General features: G+C 39.6%; 19 protein-coding genes and 1 tRNA gene. 4 read left to right on the top strand and 16 right to left on the bottom strand.

All coding sequences use genetic code 11. The annotated features are described in order from the left end of the window. Nucleotides 1-206: 206 nt before the first annotated feature. From FC24_RS05615 to FC24_RS05605, 3 genes are all read right to left on the bottom strand, one after another. Nucleotides 207-587 (bottom strand): hypothetical protein, encoded by a 381-nt coding sequence (locus tag FC24_RS05615; protein WP_057873904.1) that lies wholly within the window; start codon nucleotides 585-587, stop codon nucleotides 207-209. Between the two features lie 15 nt (nucleotides 588-602). Continuing rightward, nucleotides 603-977 carry a CvfD/Ygs/GSP13 family RNA-binding post-transcriptional regulator gene (locus FC24_RS05610; protein ID WP_057873903.1) on the bottom strand — a complete coding sequence of 125 codons (375 nt, stop codon included), beginning with the start codon at nucleotides 975-977 and terminating at the stop codon, nucleotides 603-605. Nucleotides 978-1,105: 128 nt separating this feature from the next. Further along, entirely contained in the window at nucleotides 1,106-1,687 is a 582-nt protein-coding gene (locus tag FC24_RS05605) for a peptidylprolyl isomerase (RefSeq protein WP_057873902.1), read from the bottom strand. Between the two features lie 182 nt (nucleotides 1,688-1,869). Here FC24_RS05605 and FC24_RS05600 point away from each other — a divergent pair, with 182 nt between their 5' ends. After that, a complete protein-coding gene (locus tag FC24_RS05600) occupies nucleotides 1,870-2,862 on the top strand; it encodes an NAD(P)/FAD-dependent oxidoreductase (protein WP_083485643.1) in 993 nt (330 codons plus the stop codon). A 2-nt stretch (nucleotides 2,863-2,864) separates the two neighbouring features. Then, nucleotides 2,865-3,368, top strand: coding sequence for a phosphatidylglycerophosphatase A family protein (locus FC24_RS05595; protein ID WP_057873901.1), 504 nt, complete (start codon nucleotides 2,865-2,867; stop codon nucleotides 3,366-3,368). Nucleotides 3,369-3,457: 89 nt separating this feature from the next. Here FC24_RS05595 and FC24_RS05590 read toward each other — a convergent pair whose 3' ends face one another. The 12 genes from FC24_RS05590 to FC24_RS05535 all read right to left on the bottom strand — a co-directional run bounded on the left by FC24_RS05590 (nucleotide 3,458) and on the right by FC24_RS05535 (nucleotide 13,116). Beyond that, entirely contained in the window at nucleotides 3,458-4,105 is a 648-nt protein-coding gene (locus tag FC24_RS05590; RefSeq protein WP_057873900.1) for a TIGR01906 family membrane protein, read from the bottom strand. After that, the gene (locus tag FC24_RS05585; RefSeq protein ID WP_057873899.1) at nucleotides 4,093-4,863 is read right to left on the bottom strand and encodes a TIGR01457 family HAD-type hydrolase; all 771 of its coding nucleotides are present in this window, start codon (nucleotides 4,861-4,863) and stop codon (nucleotides 4,093-4,095) included. The genes FC24_RS05590 and FC24_RS05585 overlap by 13 nt, the downstream gene beginning before the upstream one ends. Nucleotides 4,864-4,892: 29 nt before the next feature. After that, on the bottom strand, nucleotides 4,893-5,429 hold the full coding sequence (locus FC24_RS05580) for a YutD family protein (protein WP_420805251.1): 537 nt from the start codon (nucleotides 5,427-5,429) through the stop codon (nucleotides 4,893-4,895). A gap of 16 nt (nucleotides 5,430-5,445) precedes the next feature. Further along, nucleotides 5,446-6,846 carry a bifunctional metallophosphatase/5'-nucleotidase gene (locus FC24_RS05575; RefSeq protein WP_057873898.1) on the bottom strand — a complete coding sequence of 467 codons (1,401 nt, stop codon included), beginning with the start codon at nucleotides 6,844-6,846 and terminating at the stop codon, nucleotides 5,446-5,448. 114 nt (nucleotides 6,847-6,960) lie between these two features. Further along, nucleotides 6,961-7,563: a metallophosphoesterase gene (locus FC24_RS05570; protein ID WP_057873897.1), complete on the bottom strand. Its 603-nt coding sequence runs from the start codon at nucleotides 7,561-7,563 to the stop codon at nucleotides 6,961-6,963. A gap of 208 nt (nucleotides 7,564-7,771) precedes the next feature. Continuing rightward, nucleotides 7,772-7,843 (bottom strand) — tRNA-Asn (locus FC24_RS05565). Nucleotides 7,844-7,929: 86 nt separating this feature from the next. After that, nucleotides 7,930-8,244: a hypothetical protein gene (locus FC24_RS05560; protein WP_057873896.1), complete on the bottom strand. Its 315-nt coding sequence runs from the start codon at nucleotides 8,242-8,244 to the stop codon at nucleotides 7,930-7,932. A 295-nt stretch (nucleotides 8,245-8,539) separates the two neighbouring features. Continuing rightward, a complete protein-coding gene (locus FC24_RS05555) occupies nucleotides 8,540-8,887 on the bottom strand; it encodes a hypothetical protein (protein WP_057873895.1) in 348 nt (115 codons plus the stop codon). Between the two features lie 175 nt (nucleotides 8,888-9,062). Next, complete coding sequence (gene rihA / locus FC24_RS05550) at nucleotides 9,063-10,001, bottom strand: pyrimidine-specific ribonucleoside hydrolase RihA (protein ID WP_057873894.1); 939 nt, start codon at nucleotides 9,999-10,001, stop codon at nucleotides 9,063-9,065. 15 nt (nucleotides 10,002-10,016) lie between these two features. Beyond that, nucleotides 10,017-10,730, bottom strand: a complete 714-nt coding sequence (gene rpiA, locus FC24_RS05545) for a ribose-5-phosphate isomerase RpiA (RefSeq protein WP_057873893.1) — start codon at nucleotides 10,728-10,730, stop codon at nucleotides 10,017-10,019. An 18-nt stretch (nucleotides 10,731-10,748) separates the two neighbouring features. Further along, the gene (locus FC24_RS05540; RefSeq protein ID WP_057873892.1) at nucleotides 10,749-11,708 is read right to left on the bottom strand and encodes a nucleoside hydrolase; all 960 of its coding nucleotides are present in this window, start codon (nucleotides 11,706-11,708) and stop codon (nucleotides 10,749-10,751) included. Nucleotides 11,709-11,892: 184 nt separating this feature from the next. Further along, nucleotides 11,893-13,116: a NupC/NupG family nucleoside CNT transporter gene (locus FC24_RS05535; protein ID WP_057873891.1), complete on the bottom strand. Its 1,224-nt coding sequence runs from the start codon at nucleotides 13,114-13,116 to the stop codon at nucleotides 11,893-11,895. A gap of 295 nt (nucleotides 13,117-13,411) precedes the next feature. Between FC24_RS05535 and FC24_RS05530 the strand changes: the two genes are divergently transcribed. After that, nucleotides 13,412-14,773, top strand: coding sequence for a glycerophosphodiester phosphodiesterase (locus FC24_RS05530; RefSeq protein ID WP_083485644.1), 1,362 nt, complete (start codon nucleotides 13,412-13,414; stop codon nucleotides 14,771-14,773). A gap of 109 nt (nucleotides 14,774-14,882) precedes the next feature. Beyond that, nucleotides 14,883-15,221: an ArsR/SmtB family transcription factor gene (locus tag FC24_RS05525; RefSeq protein ID WP_057873889.1), complete on the top strand. Its 339-nt coding sequence runs from the start codon at nucleotides 14,883-14,885 to the stop codon at nucleotides 15,219-15,221. A 140-nt stretch (nucleotides 15,222-15,361) separates the two neighbouring features. Here FC24_RS05525 and FC24_RS05520 read toward each other — a convergent pair whose 3' ends face one another. Continuing rightward, nucleotides 15,362-15,973, bottom strand: a complete 612-nt coding sequence (locus FC24_RS05520; RefSeq protein ID WP_057873906.1) for an HD domain-containing protein — start codon at nucleotides 15,971-15,973, stop codon at nucleotides 15,362-15,364. Between the last annotated feature and the right edge of the window lie 116 nt (nucleotides 15,974-16,089).

The following is a 16,089-nucleotide window of genomic DNA, read 5'->3' as shown; positions in this document are numbered from 1 at the left end:
GCAGTTATTGCATAAAGGCTCAAATGACAACCAGCTTAGTTTAGCAAAACTAATCAGTGATTGTCAAGCCCAAATTCAGTTAATTAAACAAACGTTAACTGACAACAATCAATACTATAGCAACATTTCACCAATGCGTCAAGAAAAAATTTAAATTTAAAACACAATTAGTTTAAAAACAATTGCAAAATAAATACAACGTATTCCTAATCAAAATGTGGCACACCACTCATATCAATTTCCGCCAATAACCCACGTAACTTTTTAGGTCGTTCAAACGTATAACCAGCCTGCCGTAATTTTTCAATATTATCAGCTAATTGTTGTGGCGTTAATGTCCCCCACTTAAAAACAAACAAAGAAACATCATTGCCACGAATAATCACATTACTCAATTCACTTAAACGTAGCATAGTAACATCGACACCTAGTTGCCACTTTAGCATACCTAAAATAGAAGCCAGTGGCGTTTTATGTGCTTCTTGTGTTGTCAACAATAAGTGATATCGATCAGCCTTTTCAGTAACTAAAAAATTAGGTTCACCGTTATCATCAAATAACATAATTGTTCCTGCAATTTGTTTCATGGTCAATCCCCTTTATTATTCTCGCACTAATTCTGTCAACGCCCGTGAAATCCAAATCGGTAAATTTTCTGCAATGGGATCAAACCCAGTATGAACCGTGCGACTGGTCCAATAATGCTTCCGGTAATGAAAATCGTGATCCAAAATCGGCTTGGCCGCTAACGTCCGTCGCGACAAACTAATCTTTTGATTAAACTCATCTATATCTAATATCTGAACCTGAACTTTTTGGCCAACTTGTAAAAGTTGATGAATATCTGGAACATAACCAGTCTGGCATTCAGAAATGTGAATTAATCCTTGTGTTTTTTCGTCAAGCGCGACAAATGCGCCATAAGGTTGGATGCCAGTCACTATACCAGTAACAGTATCACCAATATGATAAGTCATTTAGCACTCCTCCTTTTTTAAGCAGCTGTTATAATCTAACAAATCATTATAACTAAGGCAACTTGTTTTCTGCAAGTCAAGATAAAATAAAAAAGCAGAGTCATTATTCCTCTGCTTATTAGTTAAAATTAGGCAATTGTAATGGTTTCAATCTTAACAGCCGTCAGTGGCTTATCTTGTGCATCACGTTTAACCTGGCTGATTTTATGTGCAACATCTAGTCCAGAAACGACTTGACCAAATACTGTATGGCGATGATCTAACCAGGGTGTCCCACCTTTCTTATAAGCCGCAATAATTTCACTAGGAAAATGGGCCGCCTGCATTTGATCGAACATATCTGCTGGTACATGTTGATTTGTGACAATAAAGAATTGGCTTCCATTAGTATTAGGTCCAGCGTTTGCCATTGACAAAGCCCCATTTAAATTAAACAATTTATCTGAAAATTCATCTTCAAATGGTTGTCCAAAAATACTCTTACCACCAGTTCCAGTACCGGTAGGATCACCACCTTGAATCATAAAATCTGGAATCACACGGTGAAAAATAACGCCATCATAATAACCATCCTGTGCTAATTGAACAAAGTTTTTAACAGTTTTTGGTGCTTCGTCTGGAAATAATTGAACCTTAATCGTACCTAATGTTGTTTTAATTTCTGCCATAGGTCCTTTAGCAGCATCCAAAGCTAATTGCGGGTAAGTCATAATTGTCCTCCGAATTAATTAAATTATCAAACGTGATTAGCATACCAAAAAACCGGTTCACTGACAAAAATTGTTTATTCGATTTCAAAGCACAACAACGGCACACCTGCTTGTTCTTTAACCTACTTTTGTGCTAGAGTAATTTTTATCAATACAGCTCATTTTAGGAAGGAAATCAAATTTTGTCTGATTCAAATCACATTTATGATGTTACTATTATAGGTGGCGGTCCCGTTGGAATGTTCACCGCTTTTTATGCTGGCATGCGTCAGTTAGATACACTAGTTGTTGAAAGTTTACCCGAATTAGGTGGTCAAGTTGCAACGCTTTATCCGGAGAAAATCATTCGTGATGTTGCCGGCTTTGCTGGCATTAAAGGTGGTCAATTAGTAACCGCCTTACACAAACAAATGGCCGCTTTCCCTGATTTTGCTCCGACAGTGGCAACTAATGAAGAAGTCACTGCCATTGAACAAACAGACAGTTACTTCACCTTAACGACGAGTCAAGGCACTCGTAGAACCCGAAACGTTGTAGTAGCCATTGGCGGTGGCGCATTTGCACCGCGAAAATTGGCCATCGACTATGATCCAAAACTAGAAGGTAAGCGAATTTTTTACTTTGTTAAAAATACGGCTAATTTCAAAGATAAAACGGTTGCCATTGCTGGTGGCGGTGATTCCGCCATCGATTGGGCACTGACTTTAGAACAGATTGCAAAAAAAGTTTACCTCATTCACCGCCGGCAACAATTCCGCGGATTAGAATCAAGTGTTGCACGCTTGGAACAAAGTCAAGTCCAGTTGGTGACACCTTATCTAATTGATCAAGTCAGCGTTGATCCCACCTTTAAACTAGGACTTAAGCAAGTTCGTGGCGACCACCATATCGACTTGGCCGTTGACGCACTACTAGTCAACTATGGTTTTACTGCTGACAGCCGCGTTTTACGCAAATGGCACTTACCTTTAGAACATCGGGCTTTAAAAGTCGATCAAAATATGGAAACCGGCGTTGCTGGTATTTACGGTATTGGTGATTGTGTCACTTATCCCGGCAAAGTTAAATTAATCGCTGCTGGTTTTGGTGAAGCGCCCACTGCAATCAATCACATTGCCTTAAAATTGTATCCAGAACGGCGGCAATCCCTACACAGTACACAATTGGAGCGTTAATCATGACACCAAATCAAATTAAATTATACGAAACCACGATTAATTTACTCACACAACGTGGTGTGGGATTAGATGACATCGCTAAATTAGTAATGTTTTTGCAAAAAGACTACATCCCTCATTTAACGTTAACGGAATGCCGCCACAGTGTTGAAGTTGTCTTGCATAAGCGCGAAGTCCAAAATGCAATTATGACCGGTATTCAGTTAGATATATTGGCCGAGAAAAAGCAATTGATGAATCCATTACAAGAAATCATCGAGAACGATGAAGGCTTGTACGGCATCGATGAAGTCATGGCATTGAGTATTGTCAATGTCTATGGTTCAATCGGGTCAACTAATTATGGTTACATTGATAAAATCAAACCTGGTATTCTGAAAAAATTAAATGCCCACGAACCCGGTATTATCCACACCTTTTTAGACGATTTAGTCGGCGCTGTTGCCGCAGCTGCTGCTAGCCGTCTTGCACATGCACATCCAGAAGCTGAAGATAATTACTAAAATGATAGGCATTTAGATCAAAAAAACGTACACACTCAGAAAGTTGAACTTAATCTGAGTGTGTACGTTTTTTGATAACTTATCACCAGTTAGGCCAGAGAATTTAACGCGTGCCGCCCAATTAACCAGCCGGTAACCGCCCCAATTTCAAACCAACCAATGGCCAGTAGGAAACAATGTAAGAAAAAAGTCGCCGGCAACGCATTAATAATGGGATCTAAGGCGGGATCAAACAGCCAATCTTGATTGCGAAAGAGAAGCTGATGAAAAACGGTAAAAAAATCCTGAAAATTGATCAGCAAAGCAAATAAAATAATGATCGGCACTCCCGCCATCAAAGCCGCTGGCCCTTGCAATTGCCAGAGTAAATTTTGTTGCCGTAAACGCCGTAAAAAATAAACACTTAACGGTGTCGTCAACAGTAACACCAAATAATTAAGCAACACCAATTGTTTGACATCCGCAAAATGTTGTACGCCAGTAAAAGAGCTGGGAAAATCAGTCATTTGTAAATTCTGAACCCATGGGAATAAAACATAATCCAGCATTTGATGATAATTGCGCATCAATTGTTGAGTTGATAATGAAACTTGACTGGCAATCCCTAAAAAGTGAGCATCCAATCGGTACAGCCAACTTGCACTAAACGTTAACAAAATCGTCCAACTCAACAGGCAAAAAAAGAGACACAGCCACCAAAAAAAGCGTTTGATACGATAAACGGTTAAAGCTGCCATTGATCTAAACTCATAATTTCATAAGTTGGTTTAACAGCCACCTTTTTAATGTCTTCAGGCTTAGAATAACCAGTATAAACCAATAAAGTATCGACACCGGTATTAATGCCAGCCATAATGTCTGTATTGTAGTTATCCCCCACCATGAGAGCTTCAGATTTTTTCAATCCAAAATGTGCTAATGCAGCTTTTAACATAATTGGCTCTGGCTTGCCCACATAAGTTGCGCGCTGCTGAGTCGCCCGTTCCACTAAAGCAATAACAGAACCGGCACCAGGCACCAAGCCGCGTTCATTAGGTAAATTAGTGTCTGCATTAGTGCCAATAAATTTGGCACCACGGCGAATAGCTAAAGTTGCCTTTTCAAATTTATGGTAAGTAACATCATAATCTAAACCCACCACGACATACGCAGGCTTGTATTCAGCAAAAGAAAAGCCTTGATCCAATAGCGCTTGTTTCAAGCCTAGCTCACCAATAGCATACACAGTATGGCCAAGATTGAGCTGCTTTAAATAATCAGCCGTTGCTAGTCCAGCCGTATAAACATTTTCAGGTTCGATTTGCATGTCATAATTCGCGGTTAAATTTCTTGCCACTGTTTCTGGCGATTGGGTTGTGTTATTTGTTAGGACTAAAAAAGGAATTCCTGCTGCACGTAAACGCCCAATAAAACGGGAAGCAGCGGGAATTTTTTCTTTTCCCCGGTACAAAGTACCATCTAAATCAATAAAATAAGCTTTATATTTTTTCTGCATATACCTGACTCAATTCCCCTTCTTCTACCTCAATGAACTTTATTCATTGTCTGTTGACGTTTAATCGTAAAATGCCGCTTTCTGCCTGCTTTTTTGGCAGTGTGGTGTTCTTTCTTTTTAGTCACAGCACGATCATGCTGCCCGCGGGACAAATGTGAGCGATGGTGCTTTGCCGGACGTGATTCATGCTTAGGCGCACCTAAGCGCTGTAAAACAAAATACGCACAGCCAAAGTTACAGTATTCATACAAATAATCTTGCAAGGTATTAATCAATTGATCGCGATGAGCACGTTTATTATTTTCCGCATAAAAACCCTTTAAACGCAGTTGCTCATAACCCCAATCGCCTACGATGTAATCATATTTAAATAAAATATCGCTAAAACGAACGGCTAATTTTTCTTTATCAAACCCATCATGATAATTTGCGACTAAGGCATAGTCCTGTCCATTAATAGTCAAGTGCTCTGCACTTTCCATTACAATATGATTAGCCGCCGCTTCTTTTAACTTTGCAGCATTTAGCTTAGCTGTTAAATCAACAGAAGCCGGCTTCTTAGTCAATTTAGTCTGCTTTTTTTTAGTGATGATCTGCCACCTCACTTTGATTCTGAGCTTTTAAGTAGCGCCCAATTGCATCCCGTAAAACTCCAGGAAACAGCACTTCTGTTTCCCCCACGATTTCAATGGTCGGGAAAAATGGAAAATATAGGTAGGTATCCATGCCAACTAATGTATATTTTTTATCCGGGTTTAAATGCCGACCATGCCATTTGACAGTTTGCTTGACTGGATTCCAAGTTAAACCGGAATAAACCATATCGCCAAAATAATTTCCGCGAAAACCCATGCCGTGGAGTTGATAATGTTGTAAAAACAACCGCGCTTTTTCAATTTCTCTCACTAAACGCCAGACATCATAACCTGAAAGCTGAATCCGCAATAAATGCATCGCATGTGGCAAAGCAGTGTGTAAATCATCTGCAGTTAAAGGTCCAGCTTGAAATGAAGCCAAAAAAACACCGGTGTTTAATATAGCAACTTGGGTACCAGCCGTCCACGCAATCGCATCTAATGCAAGTTGCATTAATGCCGAATTACCCTTTGCCTTCGCCGCTAGCTGATGCGGCAGTGTAGTAATGACTTGTGCTTTTAATAGCTGGTGCCCGCGTTGACGGTAACCTTCAATTTCGGCTTGGTCGCTTGCCGCTACTGGTAAGCTCACTGTTTTCACAACTTGAGCAGTTTCGTGCGCCACTTGATGCTGTTGGTTCAATTTTAAAGTAATGTGCCCGACATATTCGCCATACCGCCCAGCAGCAGCCAATAGGGAATGATTAAGTTTTAAACCATTAGCTAAAAGATGATGCGTGTGGCTGCCAATAATCACCGTTACTTGCGGATAATGCTGTGCAATCCACTTATCCACATCAATTCCTAAATGGGAGAGCAAAACGAAAACATCTGCTTTACCCGCTAATTTGGCCAGTAATTTAGGTAATTCTTGCTGAACCACTGTTAACGCCCAGCCATTAGGCCGGTAGGTATCAATATAAGGTGCCGTTAAACCAAATAACGCCACACGAGTACCAGCCGCTGTTGTTATAATTTTTGCCTCTAGCGCCCAATGCGGCCGTTGCTGTGTTTTTTGTGAACGCAAATTAGCTAGTACTACAGCAAAATTAGCTTGATCATAAAGATGGTTAAGCTGAGCAGCCGAATTACCGATGCCTTCATTATTACCAATAGTCACCGCATCATAACCGACCTGGTTCAACAGTGCAACATTTGCTTTGCCATCTGTTGCTTCCGTCAGTGGATGCATGCGATCCATTGCATCCCCAATATCGAGAGTAATGACAGTATCTCCTTGGCTACGCCATTTTTTTTGCTGTGATTTTAACCAACGGCGGATCCGCGGCCAATGTTCAAAATGTGAATGTAAATCATTCGTATGCAATAGGTGGATCGTTTCCGTCATTATTGCCGCTCCTTTTTCTAAACTATCATTAGCTTAGAGTTAAAATTTAACGTCGTCAAGTCCAATCATCACTAGCGGAATCAGCACTGCACTTACCCATTCACCGCATTAACATTATTTTTTAGCTAATAATGCTTGTTTCTTATGGTAAATTTCAAACAATTCAGCTTCTGCTAAAGGCGTTCCAAAAGGTAGCTTGTGAGCTAATAATTCCCGTTCTGGAGCATCAATTCCCACATTAATATTTTCAGCAATCGGAACGCTTGAATGATGAATGTGACCGTGTAAATTCATTGTTTGACTAGTAATCCCCAATAATAAAGGATAATGAGTCATGAAGAACTGAAAATGATTCATTTTAATCAACGCACCTACATCATGAAATTGAAATTTTGGGTGCTGCTTACCTGCTAAAGGATCATGCTTTGCTAAATATTTAAATAAGGCCCTACTATCATGATTACCCTTAATAAAAACTAAATGCCCGTTAAGTTGTGATAAAACGCCCAAAATCTCTGCTTGGCTAGGATAATTTCCGGGACACATAGCAATGTCTCCTAAATGGTACACCACATCGTGCGGTAATACGCGCTCATTCCACGCCGTGATAATTGCTCGATTCATTGCAGCCACTGATTCAAATGGGCGCGGTGCAAAATCATTTTGCCCCAACAATTGTTTATGAAAAAAATGTGTATCTGCCGTAAAATACTGCATGTTGCCATCACCTTTTTTAAACTAATTTAAGCTTAGCTTTTCTAGCTTGAAATTGCACGCCAATGAATCTATTTAGCTTCACATTTAATATAAAGTAAACCGTAAGACAATCATGTTAATGGATTGTCCTACGGTTTATTTTAAATACTTATTTAACGTAACACACGATGACTTAACTTAATTTGCAGTGATGGCTTAATACCAGCCACTGTCCAGGCTGGATTCGAACCAGCGACCCTCGGTTTAACAGACCGGCATTCTACCACTGAACTACTGGACAAATAAAATTGATGCTATAATTATACTATAAAAAATAGCTAAATACAACTAAAATATTACAAAATAAATTAAGTAATAATGTGCGCATTATCCAACATGATTTTCATGAATAATGGCTTGATAATTTTTTTCGCTGGCAGTCCCTTTTTCTGGCAACCATTCTTGCCACTGATCAAAGTCTTCTGCCGGAATGGTAAAATGCTCATTTAAATACTTTTCATAAGCTGTCACCGCAGTTGAGTGCGGGATGTTCAACTGAATAATCCGTACTTGTTTAATTAAACCACGAATCGCCGCTAGTTCTGCCCGCCCATTCATCATCATATTACTGATATCAATGTACGTAGACCCATCATTACGCGTGATCTCCTGAATTAAATCAATTGTAAATTTCTCTGCCATGATTAATTGCCCCCACATTTGATAGTCATCATTTCAAAATGGATAAATGCCAGTAATAAACACCGCAAGTTCTTATTTTAGCAATAAATTATTAAAATGCAAAAACCACTGTCTGCGGAACAGTGGTTGGCATAAGAGAGAAAGAGAATTGATTTAAAGGTAATGATGAAATACCTTACAACCTGACTATAACCTTTTAAATTCACCCTGTCAACGATTTTTTAAAACGCTTACAATTTTTAGATTAAAAAACCACCAACAGCAGTGGTGATTTTTATATCCTAACAAAATTTAATTAATCTCGTGGTAGTGCAACGGTATCTTCAGTGGCCGCTAGACCATCTGACAGTTTAAACGTCTGAGCAAATTGATAATGACGTAATTTTCGTAAACGTTGTATTAATTGCTGCGCTTCTTCCATCGGTTTAGCCACATTGTAAGTCACATCTAAATTAGCACTATGATAGGCAATCTTGGCTAGCCAATTAGCCGTGCCTTCCGTATTATCATGTACAAAACCAACTTGTGCTCGCTGACCTTTTGCTTGCGGAATCAAAACGGCCAATAATGTTGCTTTCGCGTCCGGATCATCTTTTGTAATTAATTCTGTTATATCCGTTTCATTGGTAACTGTTAGCTGCATGAAATCATCTCCTTAATGCCATTATAGATAAAAAATGAGCATCTGTCCCAACAAACGATTCTCTTTGCAGCACAAAAAAGAGGAAATCCACCTTAAGTGAATTTCCCCCACCACCATTATGTTGGTGTTCAAAAAGTCGTTAACAGCTATTTTACTTACAACATTTCAATGCAGATTAAGCATCAAATTGATGCATGCACTCAGTGATCAAGCTGACAAATTTCTTCCGGTCAATGCCTAATAAAACTTCTGCATTTGCGGGCTTGCCAGTTAAATCATAGTAATCAACCAGTGTCTCACCCCGCGTTAATTTGCCGGTCGTTTCAACATCTACATTACACTTAGTAGTTTCAAACATTGACGGATCAATCAACCAAGCAATGGTACAAGGATCGTGGACCGGTGTTCCTTCAAAGCCCCATTTAGGTTGACTGTAATAAATGTTATAGAAATCTAACAAACCAGTCATGGCATCAGCTACTGGATTCCCCATTTTACGGAAAACCTCAACATCTTCTGCTAGAATTTGAGCTTTATGTGTTACATCCAAACCAGCCATGACCAATGGCAAACCAGAATCAACCACCATTTTAGCAGCTTCTGGATCAACATACATGTTAAATTCAACGCTAGGTGCCCAGTTACCTAAGCTCATCGCACCACCCATGAATACAATTTGGTCAATTTTTTCTTTTAATTCTGGATGAACGGCTAAGAATAGTGCTGCATTAGTCATTGGACCAGTGACTACTAATGTAACTGGTTCTTCACTTGCGCGTAACGTTTTAGCAATTAATTCAACTGCTGGGATTGGTTCTGGCTTAAAACCAGGTTCAGGTAGCGTTGCGCCATCAAGCCCAGTTTTACCATGTACATCATCAGCAATTTGTAAACCTTGCATCAATGGCTTTTGGTTACCTGCTGCTACCGGAATATCAGTCCGTCCCAGTAAAGTCAACATTCGTAAAACATTATTCAATGTTTTATCCGGTGTCTGATTACCTGCTGAAGAAGTTACTGCTAATAGTTCAATTTTAGGCGACGCAACTGCCATCATTAACGCAATGGCATCATCATGTCCGGGATCGCAGTCTAAAATAATTTTTTTTGCCATAATTGTGACACTCCTTTAATTTTGTTGTACTTGTTGATAACTTGGTCGTTCCGGAGCTTGTAAAACCTTGGGGCCATCATCATAACCAACAATAACGGTATTGACCACATTTAGGAAAAGCCCATGCTCAACTAACCCAACTTGACGGTTCAAATATTGTGCAAGTTCAAACGGCGCTTTAATCTCGCCTAAATGCAAATCAATAATGTAATTCTTTGAATCTGTTAATACACGTTGACCATTTTGTTCACGGAAAACTGGTTTCAATCCTTTAGCAGCTAACCGTTTAAACAACTGCTGACTACCATAAGGGATGACTTCCAATGGCAAGGGGAAACTGCCTAAAGTTTGAACCATTTTTGATTGATCCACAATCCACATATTCCGCTTAGAATTAATTGCAACAATTTTTTCAAACAAATGTGCAGCTCCGCCACCTTTGATACCTTGAAAATCAGCATTAATTTGATCAGCACCATCAATGGTTAAGTCAATTTGATCAACTTCATCTACATTTTTAATGGGAATTCCTAGGTGACGACCTTGATCAGCTGTTCGATCTGAGGTCGGCACGCCTACGATGTTCAAACCTTCTTTAGCAACACGTTGGCCCAGTGCATCTACCATAAATTTAACTGTACTGCCAGTACCTAAGCCGACTACCATACCGTCTTTAACATAAGTTGCTGCTAATTCGCCAACCATTTTCTTCAACTGATCTTGATTCATTGTTTTCTTCCTTCTTTATTAATTTTGTGCAAATAGTGCTGTCAAACGGCGCATAAAGCGCTGTAAGTAAGCCGGTGCATCCACATTCACCGCGACTTGTACATTAGTTGTCGCTTCATTTAACCGTGTTTCATCGCCAACAGTCCGAGCCGCAAATGGTGCTTTGGTTTCAACTTTCATGTTTAAACCAATAGTCTGAACCAAACTTGGATCCAACGCAACACCAACTGCCAATGGATCGTGGAGTGCGCAACCCGGTAAATGTGAATTGGTCGTTGCGTAAGCACCGATATAATAATCAACAATATCAGCGAAAGCAACGCTAGCTTTAGTTCCTAAAGCGCGCCATAATTTAGTTTCCTTTTTTGTCAACAGTGTGCGCAACGTCACATCCAAACCAACCATAGTCAAATTGAACGAACTGCGCAACACTTGATTAGCCGCAGCTGGGTCCTGGTTAATGTTAGCCTCGCCAACTTCAGTGACATTGCCTGGTACTGTTAACGCACCGCCCATAAAGGTAACGTTCCCAACCAAAGCGGTTAATTCGGGGGCTTGTTTTAATGCAGCTGCTAAATTCGTCATCGGACCAGTAGGAACGATAATTAAATCATCGCCATATTTTCGTGCAGCGGCGATCATAAAATCCACGGCCGATTGCTGTTCAACTTGTCTTTTAGCAGTTGGCAGTTCAACTTCCCCAATCCCATTTTTTCCGTGGATTTCTTGGCTAACCGGCATCACGTCGAAGTGATCAGTAGTTGATGAATGTGAGAAACCTAAATAAACTGGGATATCTGTCCGTCCTAATAACTCTAAAATTTTTAAACTATTTTGCCCTGCTTGTGACGTAACGACATTACCATATGTACTGGTAATACCAATTAAATCAACTTCTGGACTAGCTAATGCATAAGCGATTGCTAATGAATCGTCGATACCAGTATCTAAATCAAGTATCATTTTCTTTTGTGCCATCACCAAGACCTCTTTCTTTTATTTTCCCCGCAAAACCACAGCCACGTCACGTCTTAAGGCGCTTTACACAAAAAGCATAGCATAGGGATAATTCGATTTCAATTGACCGAGAAAGCGTTTTTAGCTGTAGTGATAAAAAGGAATGTGAAAAAATACTTCACATTCCCATTAAATCAACGCATTACTACCAAACAAATACACCAACAATTCCTGCTGATAATAAGGAAACTAAAATCCCAGAAAGTAGCAAATAGCCTACGTTTGCAGATAGTAAATCGTTTTTCTTCTTGTCAACTAAGCCTTTAAAAGCACCAATAATCATCCCGACTGTCGAGAAGTTTGCAAATGATGTCAGGAATACGGTTAACATTGCCCGGAAATGTGGTGCAAAATCATTAATCGTGCCTGACACTTTACCCATGACAACAAATTCATTAGTTACTAACTTGGTTCCCATGTACTGGGCAAATTGAAAGGCATCGCTGACGTTTAACCCAGTTAACCAAGCAAACGGGAACATGATCACACCTAAAATGTGTTCCAAGGTTAGCCAAGGATTAAACAGCATCAAAATTTTGTCAATCAATGCAGCCAAAGCAACAAACGCGATAACATTTGCCGTAATAATTAAAACTAAGCGGCCTGCACCTAAAATTGAATCCCCTAAGAATGAGAAGAATGGCTCTTTTTTAGCAGATGCATCCCCGGCATCACCACCACTGCCAGACATTTGGGCAATGGTATCTTCTTCTGGTGTTACCGTTATCGGATTAAGTATATTCGTTACAATAATAGCATTAATAATATTAATCGGTACCGCTGTCAAAATAAATTGACCAGGCATCATTTTCGTGTAAGCGCCTAAGATCGAAGCAGTGACACAACTCATTGACATCATTGCCAAAGTCAAATCACGCTCAGCTTTCATTTGTTTTAACTGTAAGCTAGACACCGCAAGCGCTTCCGTATTACCTAAAAACATCATTTCAACCGCAAAGAATGATTCGAACTTCGGTTGTCCGGTAATCACCGCTAAGCCTTTCCCGATCCATTTAATAATAAATGGTAAAAAGCCAATGTAAGTTAAAATATCGAACATTGGAACAATCATCAGGATTGGTAGTAGTGAACTGGTAACAAAATCCATTGACTTCATGTGTACCCAACTTGGCAGGGCAAAAGCAATCCCTTCATAAGCAACGGCAACTAACCAATTAAAACCATCAGCCGCCCCTTTGACAATCTCCGTACCAATTGTAAAACTAGTAAAGAACCAAGCTAAAACCAAGTTCAACACTAACATGATAAGAATCGAACGCCATTTAATATTACGGTGATCTTTTGAAAAAGCAAAAGCAATGGCAATAAAAACAAAAATGCCAATAATATTAACCGCTAAGTAAAACATCCCAAAACCTTCTTTCGTTTAGCTCAAATATGTGTAAGTGATGCAAGCGATCCCCCTTTCATTAGCTCAATACGAGCCGCGTTCCCTAACAGTATACTAGAAATTAATTCATAAGCACAGGGGTTTTTAAAATTAAGTGTATTTACATTCCCTTTGCAAAACAGCTATACTAAATTATATCAATAATTAGGAATGTGATTGTGTGTCGTTAATTAATTTATGGTTTCGTCTCAAACGCCCCTTAGGCTTGTTACTATGTGGGGCTTGTTTTTTTCTACTTAGCGGTTTTACAGTCATGGGTCATCGTGGCGATCCATTGCAATCACCAGAAGAAACGTTTCAAAGCTTTGATGAAGCCTTTCAAGCTGGCGCAAATTATGCCGAATTAGATTTACATGAAAGTAAAGATGGTGTCTTGGTCATTTCACATGATCGTAATTTAAAACGAACAACTGGTGATGACCTGATTATCAGTAAAACAAACTTTGATCAATTACAGGACATTAAATATGCTAATGGTGAACCAATTCACTCCTTGACCGATTTATTCTCGCACTATCAAAATCAGCCGGATGCGCATTTTGTTATCGAAACAAAAAAGTCAAAAAAAAATAAGCCTAAAGATATGGAAGAAAAAGTAGCTGCCTTAATTCAGCAATACCACATGGAAGATCGGGTGATTTTGCAATCTTTTTCTGCTAAAAGTGTTCTTGCCTTCAGTGAATTGTTGCCCCAAATCCCCCGCTACCTTCTGGTGAACGATCTTAGTGATATTGATTTTGAAACTTTACAAGCCATTACTGGCATTAACATTGATTTTGATCTTGCTACCCCAAATATCATTCAACAAATCCATGCTTTGCATAAACAAGTATTCGTTTGGAGCCGAATGGACGAGCAGCCGACCACTTTAGCTAATATCAGTTTAGCTAATATCGATGGGGTCGTAACTAATTACCCTGAATTAGCCAAAAATTATGCACAAGCTAAAGCAGGAACTAAACAAGAAACACCACCTGAACAAACAGCAACACTTTCGACCACTTATCCAATTGCAAGCGTTACTAACCCCTACTTACCGTGGACATCCGGTAAGTCTGCGAAAGCGCAGCAAACTTATCAAGTTAGCACTTTAACTAAAGGAACAAACCAGCCTTACGCAGCACTTAACAATCAGCAATGGCTTAATAGCAACTACCTAAATTTCGGACAAAACGGTCTATTAGCCGCGCCTTATCTCGCTGGAACAGTCACCTTAAAACCTAAAATAACGCAGTGGCCATTAGTTGCAAGTCCCAGTCAGCCGCAACAAATCATCCGTCGATACCAAATAGGCCAAACAGCAACCATCACTGCAGTTAAGCTACTTGCAGGTCGAGTTTGGTTCGAACTGGACCAAAATGGCTGGTTACCGGCTGAAAAAACACTGGTTACTTTAGCGTCTCAACATGGACAAACCGGCCTTTATCAGCAATTACCTGCAACAGCTAAATTAACTAACTTAAAACTACCTGCTGAAATTACTGAACGGCAAGCCATTCAACACCCCTTGCCGACTAGCCCACTAGCACATTATTTTCAGCGGACAACAACGCAAACATTAAGTACTACAACAGCACAACAAAAAAGGTTAGCTAACTTAATGCCTGTTTCATGATTGATACTATTAGATCAGCACAAATTTGCTATAATATAATCATTAACCTGCATGCTACGCAATAACCGACAAACGTAAGCAGTATCCCCGATTTAAGGAGGCGATCGGTATGGAAAACCCAGCGGCACCGAATCATCTAGTTAAAGCCGTTAAAGCGGCGATTCCTGACGATCAAGTATTAGCGCACATCACCACACTTTTCAAAGTTTTGGGTGATAAAACGAGAGCCCGAATTCTCTATGCACTTTTTGAGTCTGAATTATCCGTTTCTGGATTAGTCGCGGTTTTAGAAATGTCACAATCTTCAATTTCACACCAATTACAAACTCTAAAACAAGCTGGTTTAGTTAAAAATCGCCGTGCTGGCAAAATTGTTTACTATTCGCTAGCAGATCATCACGTGATTAATATTTTTGATCAAGTCATTCAACACGTGAACGAAAAATAATCGCTGGCACACTTTTCATAACTGTAATTTCCCCGTTAAATTAAGGCAGGAGCCTTCACACAATGTGAACCACCCTGCCTTTTTAGTAACCAATGAAATATTTAGCGTGACATTAACCACTTTAGCTCACCAGTTAATAACTACACTTGCCCTTGCCATTCTTGTTTAAATTCTACCAAAAAATCTAGCATGACTTGCTGTCGCCGATTCGCCATTTTTTTACCACTAACCGTATTCAGCTCATCTTTTAGTAACAACAATTTTTCATAAAAATGATTGATCACTGGCACAGCCTGTTTACGATAAGTGGTCTTGGTCAAGTTAGAACGTGGTTTAATAGCAGGATCATAGAGTGGTTGCCCCTTATGCCCACCATAATAAAAGGCCCGAGCAATTCCCAATGCACCGATAGCATCCAGACGATCTGCGTCTTGGACAATTTGTCCAGCTAATGATAAAACATAATGCTGTTTCAAATTAGCACTGAAAGATAAATGATCAATAATCTGCCAAACTGCTTTCTGATCCTTTGGCGTTATTTTTTGTTGATTAAAAAACACGCTCAATGCTAGCCGCGATTGTGCAACATTAGTCACTACTTTATCATCAATCACATCGTGTAATGTCGCCGCTAGCACTGGTACAAAAACAGCAACATTTTCTTGTTGGCAAAGTTTCGTGGTTAAACGTACCACCCGCTGAATGTGGTCAACACCGTGGCCACTATGGTCATGGCCTTGTTGCTGCTGCATATACTGCGTTGCTGCCTTTAATTGACGTTGTTGTAATTGATTCAAATTGAACGCCCCATTTCTTAATTCACATTAAAGCTAGTGTCATTATATGGCTGAAAGTTAAATCTGCCAAT

This window comes from Loigolactobacillus rennini DSM 20253 (genome assembly GCF_001436505.1).
Lineage (GTDB): Bacteria > Bacillota > Bacilli > Lactobacillales > Lactobacillaceae > Loigolactobacillus > Loigolactobacillus rennini.
Note: the sequence above shows the minus strand (reverse complement) of the source record. Positions and strands in the feature narration are given on the sequence as shown.

Bases quoted from the DNA above. Each gene is read 5' to 3' on its own strand.
- FC24_RS05590 (WP_057873900.1), bottom strand. From the start codon at position 4,105: ATGGCAGCTTTAACCGTTTATCGTATCAAACGCTTTTTTTGGTGGCTG.
- FC24_RS05540 (WP_057873892.1), bottom strand. From the start codon at position 11,708: ATGGCACAAAAGAAAATGATACTTGATTTAGATACTGGTATCGACGAT.
- FC24_RS05525 (WP_057873889.1), top strand. From the start codon at position 14,883: ATGGAAAACCCAGCGGCACCGAATCATCTAGTTAAAGCCGTTAAAGCG.
- FC24_RS05520 (WP_057873906.1), bottom strand. From the start codon at position 15,973: ATGCAGCAGCAACAAGGCCATGACCATAGTGGCCACGGTGTTGACCAC.
- FC24_RS05610 (WP_057873903.1), bottom strand. From the start codon at position 977: ATGACTTATCATATTGGTGATACTGTTACTGGTATAGTGACTGGCATC.
- FC24_RS05560 (WP_057873896.1), bottom strand. From the start codon at position 8,244: ATGGCAGAGAAATTTACAATTGATTTAATTCAGGAGATCACGCGTAAT.
- FC24_RS05570 (WP_057873897.1), bottom strand. From the start codon at position 7,563: ATGCAGTATTTTACGGCAGATACACATTTTTTTCATAAACAATTGTTG.
- rihA (WP_057873894.1), bottom strand. From the start codon at position 10,001: ATGGCAAAAAAAATTATTTTAGACTGCGATCCCGGACATGATGATGCC.
- FC24_RS05615 (WP_057873904.1), bottom strand. From the start codon at position 587: ATGAAACAAATTGCAGGAACAATTATGTTATTTGATGATAACGGTGAA.
- FC24_RS05575 (WP_057873898.1), bottom strand. From the start codon at position 6,846: ATGACGGAAACGATCCACCTATTGCATACGAATGATTTACATTCACAT.
- FC24_RS05530 (WP_083485644.1), top strand. From the start codon at position 13,412: ATGGGTCATCGTGGCGATCCATTGCAATCACCAGAAGAAACGTTTCAA.
- FC24_RS05595 (WP_057873901.1), top strand. From the start codon at position 2,865: ATGACACCAAATCAAATTAAATTATACGAAACCACGATTAATTTACTC.
- FC24_RS05585 (WP_057873899.1), bottom strand. From the start codon at position 4,863: ATGCAGAAAAAATATAAAGCTTATTTTATTGATTTAGATGGTACTTTG.
- rpiA (WP_057873893.1), bottom strand. From the start codon at position 10,730: ATGAATCAAGATCAGTTGAAGAAAATGGTTGGCGAATTAGCAGCAACT.
- FC24_RS05535 (WP_057873891.1), bottom strand. From the start codon at position 13,116: ATGTTTTACTTAGCGGTTAATATTATTGGCATTTTTGTTTTTATTGCC.
- FC24_RS05555 (WP_057873895.1), bottom strand. From the start codon at position 8,887: ATGCAGCTAACAGTTACCAATGAAACGGATATAACAGAATTAATTACA.
- FC24_RS05605 (WP_057873902.1), bottom strand. From the start codon at position 1,687: ATGACTTACCCGCAATTAGCTTTGGATGCTGCTAAAGGACCTATGGCA.